The sequence below is a fragment of the Citrobacter sp. EC_71 genome, assembly GCF_019584005.1.
Lineage (GTDB): Bacteria > Pseudomonadota > Gammaproteobacteria > Enterobacterales > Enterobacteriaceae > Citrobacter > Citrobacter werkmanii.
Genome location: NZ_VDAY01000013.1, coordinates 54,692 through 70,564 on the forward strand (window position 1 = coordinate 54,692; position 15,873 = coordinate 70,564).

Annotated in this window: 12 protein-coding genes; 5 read left to right on the forward strand and 7 right to left on the reverse strand. The window is 53.4% G+C overall.

What is annotated here, in order from left to right:
• The first annotated feature begins 137 nt into the window (after positions 1-137).
• The gene (locus tag FHD02_RS15190; protein ID WP_137361716.1) at positions 138-533 is read left to right on the forward strand and encodes a YgiW/YdeI family stress tolerance OB fold protein; all 396 of its coding nucleotides are present in this window, start codon (positions 138-140) and stop codon (positions 531-533) included.
• Positions 534-577: 44 nt separating this feature from the next.
• On the opposite strand, the gene FHD02_RS15195 is transcribed toward FHD02_RS15190, so the two are convergent.
• The 3 genes from FHD02_RS15195 to tssD are packed head-to-tail and all read right to left on the reverse strand — an operon-like array spanning position 578 to position 3,926.
• Positions 578-1,258 carry a DUF2931 family protein gene (locus FHD02_RS15195; protein WP_220394054.1) on the reverse strand — a complete coding sequence of 227 codons (681 nt, stop codon included), beginning with the start codon at positions 1,256-1,258 and terminating at the stop codon, positions 578-580.
• Positions 1,259-1,263: 5 nt separating this feature from the next.
• Positions 1,264-1,944, reverse strand: a complete 681-nt coding sequence (locus tag FHD02_RS15200; RefSeq protein WP_137361717.1) for a DUF2931 family protein — start codon at positions 1,942-1,944, stop codon at positions 1,264-1,266.
• A complete protein-coding gene (gene tssD / locus FHD02_RS15205; RefSeq protein ID WP_137361718.1) occupies positions 1,941-3,926 on the reverse strand; it encodes a type VI secretion system tube protein TssD in 1,986 nt (661 codons plus the stop codon). Before tssD ends, FHD02_RS15200 begins: the two co-directional genes overlap by 4 nt.
• Before the next feature lie 277 nt (positions 3,927-4,203).
• Between tssD and parC the strand changes: the two genes are divergently transcribed.
• The 4 genes from parC (at position 4,204) to FHD02_RS15225 (ending at position 11,239) form a co-directional block, all read left to right on the forward strand.
• Complete coding sequence (gene parC / locus FHD02_RS15210) at positions 4,204-6,462, forward strand: DNA topoisomerase IV subunit A (protein WP_220394055.1); 2,259 nt, start codon at positions 4,204-4,206, stop codon at positions 6,460-6,462.
• 194 nt (positions 6,463-6,656) lie between these two features.
• The gene (gene plsC / locus FHD02_RS15215; RefSeq protein WP_032940773.1) at positions 6,657-7,394 is read left to right on the forward strand and encodes a 1-acylglycerol-3-phosphate O-acyltransferase; all 738 of its coding nucleotides are present in this window, start codon (positions 6,657-6,659) and stop codon (positions 7,392-7,394) included.
• Between the two features lie 71 nt (positions 7,395-7,465).
• Complete coding sequence (gene ftsP, locus FHD02_RS15220; RefSeq protein WP_038633892.1) at positions 7,466-8,878, forward strand: cell division protein FtsP; 1,413 nt, start codon at positions 7,466-7,468, stop codon at positions 8,876-8,878.
• Positions 8,879-9,067: 189 nt separating this feature from the next.
• On the forward strand, positions 9,068-11,239 hold the full coding sequence (locus tag FHD02_RS15225; RefSeq protein ID WP_103769726.1) for a YgiQ family radical SAM protein: 2,172 nt from the start codon (positions 9,068-9,070) through the stop codon (positions 11,237-11,239).
• Positions 11,240-11,342: 103 nt separating this feature from the next.
• Here FHD02_RS15225 and FHD02_RS15230 read toward each other — a convergent pair whose 3' ends face one another.
• The 4 genes from FHD02_RS15230 to yqhD form a co-directional block, all read right to left on the reverse strand.
• Positions 11,343-11,798, reverse strand: coding sequence for an HIT family protein (locus FHD02_RS15230; RefSeq protein WP_042310999.1), 456 nt, complete (start codon positions 11,796-11,798; stop codon positions 11,343-11,345).
• Positions 11,799-11,841: 43 nt separating this feature from the next.
• Positions 11,842-13,296, reverse strand: coding sequence for a DASS family sodium-coupled anion symporter (locus tag FHD02_RS15235; protein ID WP_038633882.1), 1,455 nt, complete (start codon positions 13,294-13,296; stop codon positions 11,842-11,844).
• Positions 13,297-13,484: 188 nt separating this feature from the next.
• On the reverse strand, positions 13,485-14,312 hold the full coding sequence (gene dkgA, locus FHD02_RS15240; protein ID WP_220394056.1) for a 2,5-didehydrogluconate reductase DkgA: 828 nt from the start codon (positions 14,310-14,312) through the stop codon (positions 13,485-13,487).
• Between the two features lie 228 nt (positions 14,313-14,540).
• Positions 14,541-15,704: an alcohol dehydrogenase gene (gene yqhD / locus FHD02_RS15245; protein ID WP_220394057.1), complete on the reverse strand. Its 1,164-nt coding sequence runs from the start codon at positions 15,702-15,704 to the stop codon at positions 14,541-14,543.
• Between the last annotated feature and the right edge of the window lie 169 nt (positions 15,705-15,873).

Sequence of the window (15,873 nt, forward strand, 5' to 3'; positions counted from 1 at the left end):
CGATAACTCTCTTTGCCGTCAGTAAACCTTGTCGCCGCCGCATCTGTACAGCAAAAAAGAATCTTTTTTTCCTTAAGAACTTGTTAAGGATTAACTTATTTAATAGTCGTAAACCAACATGAAAGGGAGACATGACGATGAAAAAATTAGCAGCACTGGTTGCCGTAATGGCACTGTGTTCCGCACCTGTTCTGGCAGCGCAACAGGGCGGCTTCTCTGGGCCAACGACGACCACACAAAGCCAAAGCGGTGGGTTTGTTGGCCCGAACGGCAGCATCACGACGGTAGCAAGTGCTAAATCGCTGCGTGATGACGCGTGGGTTACCCTGCGTGGGAACATCGTTGAGCGTATTTCCGACGATCTGTATGTGTTTAAAGATGCGACCGGCACGGTGAATGTGGATATTGACCATAAGCGCTGGAACGGCGTAACCGTAACGCCGCAGGATGTGGTTGAGATCCAGGGCGAAGTGGATAAAGACTGGAACTCCGTTGAAATCGACGTGAAACAGATTAGCAAAGTTGCTAAATAATCCCCATCAGGGCCGCATTCGCGGCCCTTTTCTTAGAGCTAGTCTTAATCCCAGTTGCCATAGGGGTAGGTTTTACCGTTGATAAATGCCTGCGTTGACGGGAGGAAGGTAAAACTGCCGCCCGGGACGACGTAGTCTTTACACAGGGTCAGGTCCTTGCCGGAGCGGGTTGTCAGTTTCAGGGGCGTGACCGGCAGGCTGGGGCGTCCGGCGACATCGGAAAACCAGATTTTGACCTTGCCGCCGGGAGACAGGCCAAACACCATACTGTCGTACCAGACGGTCTCGCCATACCAGGTATGATCGGCAGGTGTTTTCATCCTCAGCCAGGTTTCGGGGCCGAAGACGGCGCTAGTTTCATAGGTCTGCTGGTCAATATAGGAATCCCAGCAGAAGACAATGTACTGCGGAGGTTTTTTGACTTTGTTGAAATTAACGCTGCCGCCAAAGATCACATCAGTCCACTTGTCCACGGATTCAGAGTCACGAGAGGTTGGGTCAAGCGTGTTAAAGGTATACAAGTAACCATCGGTATCGATCACCCGGACATGAAGCGCTTCTGCTGGCAACTCATAGGGGGTGATAAAAGAAAAATTCCACTTACCGTAAGGTAGAGTCCAATCCCCGCTGGCGGCCTGTTTTGACTGTAAAGGGTGAGACTGATGTGGGCTGCAGCCTGCAGCGGCCAGTAACAGGGCAAGTATCAGTAGTTTGCGCATTTTCATCCCTCTTAATCCCAGTTGCCATAGGGGTAGGTTTTACCGTTGATAAATGCCTGCGTTGACGGGAGGAAGGTAAAACTGCCGCCCGGGACGACGTAGTCTTTACACAGGGTCAGGTCCTTGCCGGAGCGGGTTGTTTGTTTCAGGGGCGTGACCGGCAGGCTGGGGCGTCCGGCGACATCGGAAAACCAGATTTTGACCTTGCCGCCGGGAGACAGGCCAAACACCATACTGTCGTACCAGACGGTCTCGCCATACCAGGTATGATCGGCAGGTGTTTTCATCCTCTGCCAGGTTTCGGGGCCGAAGACGGCGCTGGTTTCATAGGTCTGCTGGTCAATATAGGAATCCCAGCAGAAGACAATGTACTGTGGGGGCTTGTTGACTTTGTTGAACTGATCGCCAAAACCATGCGCGTTTTCAGCCCATTCTTTGACGGAATCAGGGTCGGGAGAAGCCTGGTCAAGCGTATTAAACGTATACAGATAACCATCGGTGTCGATAACTCTTGCGTGGTTGACCATTGAGGGTAATTCATAGGGGGTGATAAAAGCGAAGATCCACTTACCGTAAGGTAGGGTCCAGTCGCCGCTGGCGGCCTGTTTTGACTGTAAAGGGTGAGACTGATGTGGGCTGCAGCCTGCAGCGGCCAGGAACAGGGCAAGCGCCAGGGCGTAAGATATTTTCATCGTTTATTTCCATCCATGTTGTAAATGGTTCTGATCCAGTTAGCGTCCGGCCGGTTGACAAAGCTGACGGTTTCCGAGGCTGATGCTCCACCCTGTAACTCCCCGCTCTGTTTGAGCTCCACTGCATTCCAGTGGGCTGAGCAGTGGATATAGCGGCCGGCAATCCGATCCACCTCTTCAGGCGTAAAGCCGGCGGTGCTTCTGTGCTGACGGGCTGCTTTTCCCATTTCCCGGGCTTGTTCGCACAACGGCTTTAGCGCATCCGGTAGGGCGTGTCTCTGAATTTTATCGACGTCCGACAGTAACGCCCCGGCCTCAACCGCCGCATCGACCATCACCCGCAACGCTACCTTCGACCAGTCGAAAAAGACCGTCCGCTGGCGCAACGTCAGGGCGGCAAAGGTGCGTTTCTGTGGCTGGCTGTAACGGTCAGTAGGCACCCGCGGGTCCTCCCAGACCTCCGGGATGATCTCATGGGTGCGTATAATGGGCATGATAGCCGGTGAATGTTCGAGCACACGCAGTTGCGCCATCGTCTGCGCGTATATGTGAGACTGCGCCCCGGGCTGGCTCTGCGGCTGGGTTTCCACCTGCGGACGGGTGAGAAAGAGGTCTTCGCGTAGTTGCGGCAAATAGCCGCCGCCGATATCGGAGTGCACGCCGGGAAGCGCCAGCTCTGGCCAGGCGGGGGCCACGCTGTTAAGGGCGAAGTTGTAGCGGCACTCGTTCCGGGCGGTAAGATGAAACACCTTTTGCGCCACGCCCGGACGCAGCCGGAGGGTAACGTTGCCGGTGTCGGCGCTGTGTGGGTCGAGTCCGTTGGTTACCGTACCGACAGCCGCCACGGTGTCCATGATGCCGAGAAAACGGGTGTTGCCAGCCGGAGTTCCGCGATAGCTAATTTTGCCCATGCCCGCTGAAATGGCGTTGATAATGGCCTGATCTTCCGCCTGGACACGGTTAGCGAAGTGGCGGGCTGCGGCTGCGCCGCGGCTGAAGCCGAAGATATCGAACAGCAACGCCTCGACTTTAAATTTTCCTTCCAGTTGTTTCAGTGCCTTTTTTATCGCTGCGCCCAGTTGCGCCACCGCATCATCGGTTTTGGCAATAATCCCGGTTTCTGCGGTGCCCAGTCCCAGACCTATCGGGTTATCGGGTTCACCCGCCCGGGTACCAATTCCTTCTACATACAGTCTGTTTTGTACATAACTGCTGTCTGCAGGAAATTGCCACTGATATAACTCATTCAACCAGTGAATATTCGTGTAATACCCCAGATAGCTGGTCGCTCCAGCCCCGCTGATCCCCATCTTCTCCCGTGCATTTCTGGCAAGAATGCTTTGGGCATCCGGACTCTCAATATCAAAATGCTGCGCGGTGAGCGCCTCAAGCATGTTGCGGGTATTCACGGCGTTATTGCCGGTACCGTCGAAGAATATCCCCAGTACCAGCGTCACCTTACGCACCGGCTGCTCTGCGGGCAAAATGCTCTTTTGCACCACCGGGAAAAGCCGATCGTAATTTTCCGGTGTCAGCAGGTAATCAAACTCGGTGCAGGCAATCAGATGACGACACAGAATATGATCGTAATCTATCGATATATATTCATAATCCATATCATTTATCTTGGACTCCTGGTGAATAGCCTGCACCGTCGCCCCACGAAGTTCGATTAAGTAATATTTTTCCATGCGACCGTATCGATTGATGCGGTATATATCAAACGTCATTTTAAGACGTTCATTATTATTAATAGCATTGCAGAATAACGGAGAGCTTTTATCCAGGAGTTTGCAAAAGCGCAGGCCGAGGTGCTTAACGCCGCCTTGTATGCTGCTTTGCGCCTGCGTCAGGCTGAAGACAAAGATACTATCTTCATGCGCTGACTGATAGCGATTGCCCACGGAGGCCTGCGAGTTACAGCCTGCAGAAATCGGTCCCTGAATATCACCCTCAAGCGTTAAATAAATAAGGTTGCTCATTTATTTTTCCTTAAGGAGGTTTTTACTCAGGAAGAAGCGTAATGATAAAACGGATAAAATAACCTGCCATCAATCAAATTAAGTCGCAAATTTAGTTTATTATTTAATCGTAAAAGGAAGCGCTAATAGAAAAAATAGCCTGCCTTCTCTCTGCTTGTGATGGCGATACTGCCGCATATCTGGCCCTTTTCTTTGTGACTCAACACGCCAGATAGGGTAGTATCTGCGGCAATATTGCCCTTCAATAGAGGGGTACAAAGTTGAGGAACCACGATTAATGAGCGATATGGCAGAGCGCCTGGCGCTGCATGAATTCACGGAAAACGCCTATCTGAACTACTCCATGTACGTCATCATGGACAGGGCGTTGCCATTTATTGGCGATGGTTTGAAACCCGTTCAGCGTCGCATTGTGTATGCAATGTCCGAACTGGGGCTGAATGCCAGCGCCAAATTTAAAAAATCCGCCCGTACTGTCGGTGACGTGCTGGGTAAATACCACCCACATGGCGACAGCGCCTGCTATGAAGCGATGGTACTGATGGCGCAGCCGTTCTCTTACCGTTATCCGCTGGTTGACGGGCAGGGGAACTGGGGGGCGCCGGACGATCCCAAATCCTTCGCGGCGATGCGTTATACCGAATCCCGTCTGTCTAAATATGCGGAAGTCCTGCTGGGTGAGCTCGGCCAGGGAACGTCGGACTGGGTGCCAAACTTCGACGGCACTATGCAGGAGCCAAAGATGCTGCCTGCGCGTCTGCCAAATATTCTGCTGAATGGTACGACCGGTATTGCCGTTGGGATGGCGACGGACATCCCACCGCATAACCTGCGTGAAGTTGCGAAAGCGGCGATTACGCTGATTGAGCAGCCGAAAACAACGCTCGATCAGCTGCTGGATATTGTGCAAGGGCCGGATTACCCGACCGAAGCCGAGATTATTACTTCGCGTGCGGAAATTCGTAAGATTTACGAAAACGGACGCGGCTCCGTGCGTATGCGCGCGGTATGGACCAAAGAAGACGGCGCAGTAGTGATTTCCGCGCTGCCGCATCAGGTTTCCGGGGCAAAAGTGCTGGAGCAGATCGCTGCTCAAATGCGCAATAAAAAGCTGCCGATGGTTGACGACCTGCGTGACGAATCGGATCACGAAAACCCGACCCGTCTGGTGATTGTCCCGCGCTCCAATCGCGTGGATATGGAACAGGTGATGAACCACCTGTTTGCCACCACCGATCTGGAAAAAAGCTACCGTATCAACCTGAACATGATCGGCCTCGACGGTCGCCCGGCGGTGAAAAACCTGCTGGAGATCCTCACCGAATGGCTGGCGTTCCGCCGTGATACCGTGCGTCGTCGCCTGAATTATCGTCTGGAAAAAGTGCTTAAGCGCCTGCATATCCTTGAAGGTTTGCTGGTGGCGTTCCTCAACATTGACGAAGTGATCGAGATTATTCGTCATGAAGATGAACCTAAGCCTGAGCTGATGTCGCGGTTTGGCATTTCTGAAACGCAGGCTGAAGCTATCCTTGAGCTGAAATTGCGCCACCTTGCCAAACTCGAAGAGATGAAAATCCGCGGTGAGCAGGATGAGCTGGCGAAAGAGCGCGATCAACTGCAGGCCATTCTCGCTTCCGAGCGTAAAATGAATAACCTGCTGAAGAAAGAGCTGCAGGCCGATGCCGAGGCCTATGGCGACGATCGCCGCTCCCCACTGCAGGAACGCGAAGAAGCGAAGGCGATGAGCGAGCACGACATGCTGCCGTCTGAGCCGGTGACTATTGTATTGTCCCAGAGTGGTTGGGTGCGTAGCGCCAAAGGCCACGACATTGATGCGCCAGGATTAAGCTATAAAGCGGGCGACAGCTTTAAATCTGCAGTGAAGGGTAAGAGCAACCAGCCGGTGGTGTTCGTTGACTCGACCGGACGCAGCTACGCTATCGACCCGATTACGCTGCCGTCGGCACGTGGCCAGGGCGAACCATTAACCGGTAAGCTCACGCTGCCGCCGGGCGCGACGGTTGAGCATATGCTGATGGAAGGTGACGATCAGAAACTGCTGATGGCATCCGATGCGGGCTACGGTTTTGTCTGTACCTTCAATGACCTGGTGGCGCGTAACCGTGCGGGTAAGGCATTGATTACGCTGCCAGAAAATGCGCATGTCATGCCTCCTGTGGTGATTGAAGATGAAACCGATATGCTGCTGGCCATTACCCAGGCAGGTCGCATGTTGATGTTCCCGGTGAGCGATTTGCCGCAACTGTCGAAAGGCAAAGGGAACAAGATTATCAATATCCCTTCAGCAGAAGCGGCGAAAGGCGAAGATGGCCTGGCGCTGCTCTATGTGCTGCCGCCACAGAGCACGCTGACTATCCACGTCGGTAAGCGCAAAATTAAACTGCGTCCTGAAGAGTTGCAGAAAGTGACCGGCGAACGTGGTCGTCGCGGCACGCTGATGCGTGGTCTACAGCGTATCGATCGCATTGAAATTGACTCGCCTCGACGCGCCAGTCAGGGCGACAGCGAAGAATAACGCGACTGCCCGGCTCTCCCTGCTTTCGCTCAGGGAGAGCCAACGTTAAAATTTCCCGTAAAACCGTTGTTTATTCGTGCGTTGCGATTAACAATACGCTTTTCCAGAGAGCCGCCTTAACAAAGCCCTAACCTGATGCAGAGTTATGTATCCGGTGACGTAAAATGCCAGGCTCTTAGGCCTTAGAGGTTGTTATGTTATATATTTTTCGTTTAATCATTACTGTTATTTACTGCATTCTGGTCTGTATTTTCGGTTGTATATACTGTCTGTTCAGCCCACGGAATCCAAAACACGTCGCAACGTTCGGTCATATGTTTGGCCGCCTGGCTCCCCTTTATGGCCTGAAGGTCGAGTGCCGCATGCCGGCAGACGCGCAGAATTATGGTAATGCTATCTATATTTGTAACCACCAGAACAACTATGACATGGTTACTGCTTCGAATATCGTTCAGCCGCCGACGGTAACGGTGGGTAAAAAAAGCCTGCTGTGGATCCCGTTCTTCGGGCAGCTGTACTGGTTAACCGGTAACCTGTTGATCGACAGAAACAACCGTGCTAAAGCGCACAGCACCATCGCAGCCGTGGTGAACCATTTCAAAAAACGTCGTATTTCTATCTGGATGTTCCCGGAAGGGACGCGCAGCCGCGGCCGTGGTCTGCTGCCGTTTAAAACCGGCGCGTTTCATGCGGCGATTGCGGCGGGCGTCCCGGTTATTCCGGTGTGCGTTTCAACAACCTCAAACAAAATAAAACTCAACCGGCTCAATAACGGTTTGGCGATTGTAGAGATGTTGCCGCCGGTGGATATTAGCCATTTTGGTAAAGATCAGGTTCGTGAACTGGCAGCGCATTGCCGCACGCTGATGGAACAAAAAATCGCAGAGCTCGATAAAGAAGTTGCAGAGCGGGAAGCCGCCGGTAAGGTTTAATCCGCGCAATTCGGTTTTTTTACAGGAAAAGATTTCCTGCGTGTTAATCGCCAGTTTTTCATGGAGTTTATATGTCATTCAGTCGGCGTCAGTTCATTCAGGCATCGGGGATCGCACTGTGTGCAGGTGCTGTTCCGCTGAAGGCTAATGCTGCCGGTCAGCAACAACCGTTACCTGTGCCTCCACTGCTGGAGTCTCGTCGGGGGCAGCCGTTATTTATGACGCTGCAACGCGCACATTGGTCATTTACACAAGGCACACGCGCGCCTGTCTGGGGGATTAACGGCCGCTACCTGGGACCGACAATCCGCGTCTGGAAAGGGGATGACGTCAAGCTTATCTACAGCAACCGTCTGACAGAAAATGTCTCGATGACCGTCGCCGGATTACAGGTGCCTGGTCCGCTGATGGGGGGCCCGGCGCGCATGATGTCACCTAATGCGGATTGGGCGCCAGTGCTGCCGATCCGCCAGAATGCCGCCACGCTGTGGTATCACGCCAATACGCCAAATCGTACTGCCCAGCAGGTCTATAATGGTCTTGCCGGGATGTGGCTGGTTGAAGATGAGGTCAGTAAATCCCTGTCTATTCCCAACCATTACGGCGTAGATGATTTTCCGATCATTATCCAGGACAAGCGTCTGGACAACTTTGGTACGCCGGAATACAGCGAACCTGGCAGCGGCGGTTTTGTTGGCGATACGCTGCTGGTCAACGGGGCGCAAAGTCCTTATGTCGAAGTCTCCCGTGGCTGGGTACGCTTGCGTTTGCTGAACGCGTCAAACTCGCGTCGTTACCAGCTGCAAATGAGTGATGGCCGTGCGCTGCATGTGATTTCCAGCGATCAGGGCTTTTTACCTGCGCCTGTATCATTGAAACAGCTCTCGCTGGCGCCAGGCGAACGTCGTGAGATCCTGGTGGATATGACTAACGGTAATGAGGTCTCTATTACCTGTGGCGAGGCGGCCAGCATTGTCGACAGGATCCGTGGATTCTTTGAACCATCGAGTATTCTTATCTCCACGCTGGTGCTGACTCTGCGACCAACCGGCCTCCTGCCGCTGGTTACTGACAGCCTGCCAATGCGCCTGCTGCCAACCGAGATCCTCAGCGGTTCGCCGATTCGCAGCCGTGATATCAGTCTGGATGACGATCCGGGGATCAACGGTCAACTGTGGGACGTCAACCGCATGGATATTACCGCGCAGCAGGGTACCTGGGAGCGTTGGACGGTACGGGCGGATATGCCGCAGTCTTTCCATATTGAGGGTGTCTCGTTCCTGATCCGTAATGTAAACGGCGCGATGCCATTCCCGGAAGACAGAGGCTGGAAAGATACCGTCTGGGTAGATGGTCAGGTCGAGTTACTGGTTTATTACGGTCAGCCTTCCTGGGCGCATTTCCCGTTCTACTTTAACAGCCAGACGCTGGAAATGGCGGATCGAGGCTCGATCGGTCAGATCCTGGTGAACCCGGCGCCGTAATGTGTATTCCCGTGCCGGATGACGGTTTCGTCTTATCCGGCACGGACAGGGTAAAAAGCCGCAGCGCGGGCCAGCGAAGCGCCTTTAGAGATGAAATTTAACATCTTCACAATACTCCTTCATTTCCCCTGTTGATCCAGCGTATAATCCCCGGCCTTTGATTATTTTTTTACCATTTTTGGAAGCACTATGAGCGCAATATCCCTGATCCAACCGGACAGAGACCTTTTCTCCTGGCCGCAGTACTGGGCTGCCTGTTTTGGCCCGGCACCGTTTTTGCCGATGTCACGTGACGAAATGGACCAACTTGGCTGGGATAGCTGCGACATCATTCTGGTTACCGGCGATGCCTACGTCGACCATCCAAGCTTTGGTATGGCGATTTGTGGCCGTATGCTGGAAGCGCAGGGGTTTCGCGTGGGGATCATCGCCCAACCGGACTGGAACAACAAAGACGATTTTATGCGTTTGGGCAAACCGAACCTGTTCTTTGGTGTGACCGCAGGCAACATGGACTCGATGATCAATCGTTACACCGCCGATCGCCGACTGCGCCATGATGATGCCTACACGCCGGACAACGTGGCGGGTAAACGCCCGGACCGTGCCACGCTGGTCTATACCCAGCGTTGTAAAGAAGCATGGAAAGATGTGCCGGTTATTCTTGGCGGCATTGAGGCCAGCCTGCGCCGCACCGCGCATTACGACTACTGGTCTGATACCGTTCGCCGCTCCGTTTTGGTGGATTCTAAAGCCGATATGCTGATGTTCGGCAACGGCGAACGTCCGCTGGTGGAAGTGGCGCATCGTCTGGCGATGGGGGAGACTATCGATCAGATCCGCGATGTGCGTAACACCGCGATTATGGTTAAAGAAGCGTTGCCGGGCTGGAGTGGAGTAGATTCCACGCGTCTCGACACGCCGGGAAAAATTGACCCGATCCCGCATCCTTACGGTGAAGATCTGCCGTGTGCTGACAACAAACCTGTCGCACCGAAAAAGCAGGAAGCGAAAGCGGTCACCGTGCAGCCGCCGCGTCCGAAACCGTGGGAAAAAACCTACGTGCTGCTGCCGTCCTTCGAAAAAGTGAAGGGCGATAAAGTGCTGTACGCGCATGCGTCGCGTATCCTGCACCACGAAACCAATCCAGGCTGCGCGCGTGCGCTAATGCAAAAGCATGGCGATCGCTACATCTGGATCAATCCGCCAGCCATTCCGCTGTCTACCGAAGAGATGGATAGCGTCTTTGCGTTACCGTACAAGCGTGTGCCGCATCCGGCGTATGGCGACAGCCGTATTCCGGCCTATGAGATGATCCGTTTCTCGATCAACATCATGCGTGGTTGCTTTGGTGGCTGCTCGTTCTGTTCGATAACCGAGCACGAAGGCCGTATCATCCAGAGTCGCTCTGAAGATTCGATCATCAATGAAATCGAAGCCATTCGCGACACTGTCCCGGGCTTTACCGGCGTGATTTCCGATCTCGGCGGCCCAACGGCGAACATGTATATGCTGCGCTGTAAGTCACCGCGTGCGGAGCAAACCTGCCGTCGTCTGTCATGCGTCTATCCGGATATTTGTCCGCACATGGATACCAATCATGAGCCGACAATTAACCTCTATCGCCGGGCGCGTGATCTCAAAGGCATTAAAAAGATCCTTATCGCATCCGGTGTGCGCTATGACATCGCGGTGGAAGACCCGCGCTACATCAAAGAGCTGGCAACCCATCACGTAGGCGGCTATCTGAAGATTGCGCCAGAGCATACTGAAGAAGGCCCGCTGTCGAAGATGATGAAGCCGGGGATGGGCAGCTACGATCGCTTCAAGGAATTGTTCGATACCTACTCTAAACAGGCCGGTAAAGAGCAGTATCTGATCCCGTATTTTATCTCCGCACACCCGGGTACGCGTGACGAAGATATGGTGAATCTGGCGCTGTGGCTGAAGCAACGTCGTTTCCGTCTGGATCAGGTGCAGAACTTCTATCCATCGCCGTTGGCGAACTCCACAACCATGTATTACACCGGGAAAAACCCGTTGGGTAAAATTGGTTATAAGAGTGAAGATGTGGTGGTGCCGAAAGGTGATAAGCAGCGTCGTCTGCATAAAGCCCTGCTGCGTTACCACGATCCAGCCAACTGGCCGTTAATCCGCCAGGCGTTGGAAGATATGGGTAAAAAGCATCTGATCGGCGGGCGTCGCGAATGTCTGGTTCCGGCGCCTACGCTGGAAGAGATGCGCGAAGCGCGTCGCCAGAACCGTCATACTCGTCCGGCGCTGACCAAACACACGCCAGTGGCGCACCAGCGTCAGACGCCTGCCGCAAACAAAAAACGCGGGAAAGTGGCGGGACGTTAATCTGTCTTGCCCGGTGGTGAAATGCTTATCGGGCCTACGAATAGCACTTTGTTGTAGGCCGGATAAGGTGCTTGCACCGCCATCCGGCAGAAGTGCTCAGTATTTATGCTTCACGTATTCTGGCCGCTAATGCGGCCAGTTTTTCGTCATCAGCCCGTTCATGATCGTGTGACGACAGATACCCTTCATATTGCTCGAAAAATTTGTTCTGCCGCGATTCAATCGGTTTCCAGTGGGTTAAATCGCCAGTACCGTGCATGGGGCTTAGTTTACTGTGCACATGGTCCACGCCGAAACCTTCAAAGAACATTCCTGTACGACTGACATCCGGGAACGCCTTATCCAGTTTCTTAGCCACTTTTTGGGTCGCCAGCATCAGGTCCGCTAACGCCTGCGGCGGCATGTCGAAGGCATAGCTGGGGTAATGCTTTTTCGGGATCACCACGGTAAAACCGTCGGTGTTCGGGAAAATCGACAGAAAAGCCAGGTGGTGTTCGTCTTCCCATACCTTATGGCAGGGCGCTTTGCCTTCAACAATTTGACAGAAAATACAGGTCATTCCTTTTCTCCGCAGGTAAGGTCTTCGTCGGGACGCAGTCAGTTTAGTACAGACCCAACACCTTCCACCACATCAGACCCACGGTAATAAAGACCGCCTGGTTAAACAGGCTGATGATAAATCCTGTGCGCCACCAGACGCCTGTTGGAACATACCCGGCGCCAAACAGAATAGGGCCGCGAGCATGTGTGTACTGGGTGAGCGAGCAGTACAAACTGCTGGTGAAGGCCAGCATTAACGCCGTGGGAGCAGCGGGAATATTCAGATGCAGCCCGACGCCGAGGAAAACAGCATACAGCGCGGCAATCTGCGCATTTCCGCTGGCAAAAAAGTAGTGGGTATAGAAATAGGCGGCGTTCAGCAGCAGCAGGACGATCACCCAACTGGTCCCGTGCATAGTACTGCTCAGGCTGTCGCCAATCAGATTGCCGAACCAGGTGGTGAAGCCCAGTTTTTTCAACTGATTCGCCATCATCAGTAGCGCGGCGAACCAAATCAGCGTATCCCATGCCCCTTTCTCACTTTTGACGTCCTCCCAGCTCAGCACGCCGCTCAGCAATAAAATCGACAGCCCTACAAACGAGGCGGTGGTGGCGTCAACGCCCAGCGTATCGCCAAAAATCCACAGCACCAGCAGTACGCCGACGGTTGCCAGCATCAGCCATTCACCGCGTGACATGCGGCCCATTTCCGCCAGCTCTTTGCGGGCGAGGTTCGGGGCATCCGGCGTGTGTTTGATTTCCGGGCGCACCAGCCAGTAGACCAGTAGCGGAACGAGCAGCAAAGAGACCAGACAAGGTAGCAGCGCCGCCATAAACCAGCCGCCCCAGGTCAGCGTAACCCCGGCGTTGGCCGCCAGTTTTACTGCCAGCAGGTTGCCGGTATATCCGGTCATAAACAGTGCTGCCGTCACGTCGTTGACGTTGCCAATACAGGTGATAAGAAAGGTGCCGATTTTACTGCGGGACTCATCTTCCGGGTTCGAATGGAAACTACGCGCCAGAGAGTCGGCAATCGGATAGATGACGCCGCCGCAGCGAGCTGTATTACTCGGCATAGCGGGAGAGAGGATCAGATCTGCAAAAGCCAGACCGTAGGCGAGTCCCAACGTTCGCTTGCCGAGCAGGCGGATCATCTGCAACGCAATACGTCGCCCGAGACCGGTTTTGATAAACCCACGGGCAATCATAAAAGCCACGACGATAAGCCAGATAAGCGAACTGTTCAGTTCACTCAGCGCCGTGGTGATGGCGCCGCTGGCGGTTTTATCCCCGGCAGCATAGGCGAGCGCGAATACCGTAATACCAATAATGCCGACCGCGCCGATGGGTAATACTTTAGCCACAATAGAAGCGATGGTGGCGACGAAGATAATTGCCGAATGCCAGGCTGGCGCACTTAACCCAGTGGGGGGCGTAAGCTGCCAGAGTCCGGCAGAAATGAGTACTATAAGAATTAATGGGAGCCATTTGACGCCATTACTTTTTTTATCAGCCACGGTTACGCACCTATAGGTGTGGTAAATACATTCACGACATGAATATATTTATTGAATAATTAACAGGTTATGTTGCGTAATGCTGCTCCAGCGACTGCAAGAAATACATCAATATATGTATGTTAATTGTTTCCCGATATTTCATTGCCAGCAAGGCCCGACGGGAGTGTCGGGCCGGAGAGAAGAGATTAACCGCCGAACTGGTCCGGGTCTGGTCCCAGCCGTCTGCCTTGATCGAGTTTCGCAATTTCGCCTAATTCTTCTTTATCCAGGCGGAAGTCCCAGACGTTAAAGTTTTCTGCGATACGGGCAGGCGTCACCGATTTCGGAATAACCACCAGACCGTTATCCAGATGCCAGCGGATGACAATCTGCGCCGGTGATTTACCATATTTCTCTGCGAGGTCACGGATGATCTTTTGGTCGAAGACGTCTTTCCCGCCCTGCGCCAATGGACTCCAGGATTCGGTCTGGATCTTATGCGTAGCGTTCCAGGCATGAAGCTGGCGCTGCTGCATAAGTGGGTGTAGTTCTATCTGGTTGATCACGGGATGAATGCCAGTTTCGTCTATCAGTCGCTGGAGATGATTGATCTGAAAGTTGCATACGCCGATGCTCTTAATCAGCCCTTCTTTTTGCAGATCGATCATGTTTTCCCACGCTTCAACGTAGTGATCGATCGCCGGAACAGGCCAGTGCATCAGGTAAAGATCGAGGTAATCGAGCTGGAGTTTCTCCATGCTTTCGAGTAAGGCTTCCCGGGCGCGTTTCTGATCATCATTCCACAGCTTGGTGGTGATGAATAACTCTTCCCGCGGCACGCCCGCATTACGTATCGCTTTGCCGACACCTTCTTCGTTTTTGTACGCGGCAGCGGTATCAATCGAACGATAACCCACTTCCAGTGCTTTATGGATAGCGGTAATGACTTCTTCGTTGCTTGCCTTCCAGACCCCCAGGCCCAGTTGCGGCATGACGTTACCATCCTGTAGTTTGATAATGGTTGGACCGGTCATAATTCCCCCCTGGATTACAGTCACCGGAGCAAGCTCCGGTGAGTTAGGTGTGACTTAAGTCTGGCCTATACTCGTCATACTTCAAGCTGCATATGCGTTGGCTGCACTCGTTCACCCCAGTCACTTACTTATGTAAGCTCCTGGGGATTCTCTCCTTTGCCGTCTTTATGCAACTCGAATTATTTAGAGTATAAATAGCCAAAAACGAAAGGCGGAGCTTAAAAAACCTTAACGGGCAGCTTCGTAAATCCGACGGCTGACGTCGAGAGTAATGTCCTGGTGCTCACCCAGTTTCGTACCGCCGTGCGCTTGCAGTTTTTCCAGCAGCGCCGGGATGGAGCTACCGTCCAGACCGTAGTCAGACAAGCGAGTTGGTACGCCCATTTGTTCGAAGAAAGCACGGGTAGCGGCAATGGCGGCATCGATACGCTGGTCTTCGGAACCTTCGGTGATATTCCAGATACGCTCTGCGTATTGCAGCAGTTTGGCACGCTTGGTATCGCGTTTTTCATTCCACAGCGCAGGCAGAACGATGGCCAGCGTTTGCGCATGATCCAGACCATGCATCGCGGTCAGTTCGTGGCCCAGCATATGGGTTGCCCAGTCCTGCGGTACGCCTGCGCCAATCAGGCCGTTCAGCGCCTGGGTTGCCGCCCACATGACGTTCGCACGCACGTTGTAGTTTTCCGGCTCCTGCAAGGCTTTCGGACCTTCTTCTATCAGCGTAAGCAGAATGCCTTCGGCAAAGCGATCCTGAATTTTCCCGTCGACCGGATAAGTTACATACTGCTCAACGGTATGCACGAAGGCATCTACGACGCCGTTCGCAACCTGACGTGGCGGTAGGGTATAGGTGTAAACCGGATCCAGGACGGCAAATACTGGTTGCACAAACGGGGTCATAAAGGCCAGTTTGTCGCCAGTGGTTTTCCGCGAGATGACCGCGCCGGAGTTAGATTCAGAACCGGTGGCGGGCAGGGTTAATACGGAGCCCATCGGGATGGCGCTTTTTACGTCGTTGCCGTGAGTTTCCAGAATACGCCATGGATCGATGCCGTCAGCGTACTGTGCCGCAGCTGCGATGAATTTGGTGCCATCCAGTACCGAACCGCCGCCCACAGCCAGCAGGAACGTTACTTTCTCATCACGCACGATCTTTACCGCATTCATCAGCGTTTCATAAGATGGGTTCGGCTCAATACCGCCAAACTCCAGCACGTCCAGGCCTTTCAGTGCATCCTGAACCTGTGCCAGAACGCCAGTTTTTTTCACATTGCCGCCGCCGTAGGTAATCAATACGCGAGCATCCTGAGGGATTTGATCGCGCAATTCGGCAATAGCGCCTTTACCGAACAGAATACGGGTTGGGGTATGGAGATTAAAATTGTTCATTGCTCGTTCCCTTGTGTGGGTAATAAAAAGAGGGCAGGAGAGTGTCTGCCGGATGATGAACATTGTGGTCGCCAGCCGCGCTGCTCTCAATGCACATTTCTGCCGATGTCTTGCCCATTTCTACAGACTACTGGAGAAAACGGATAAATCTGCGCATGATGCCAGGGTC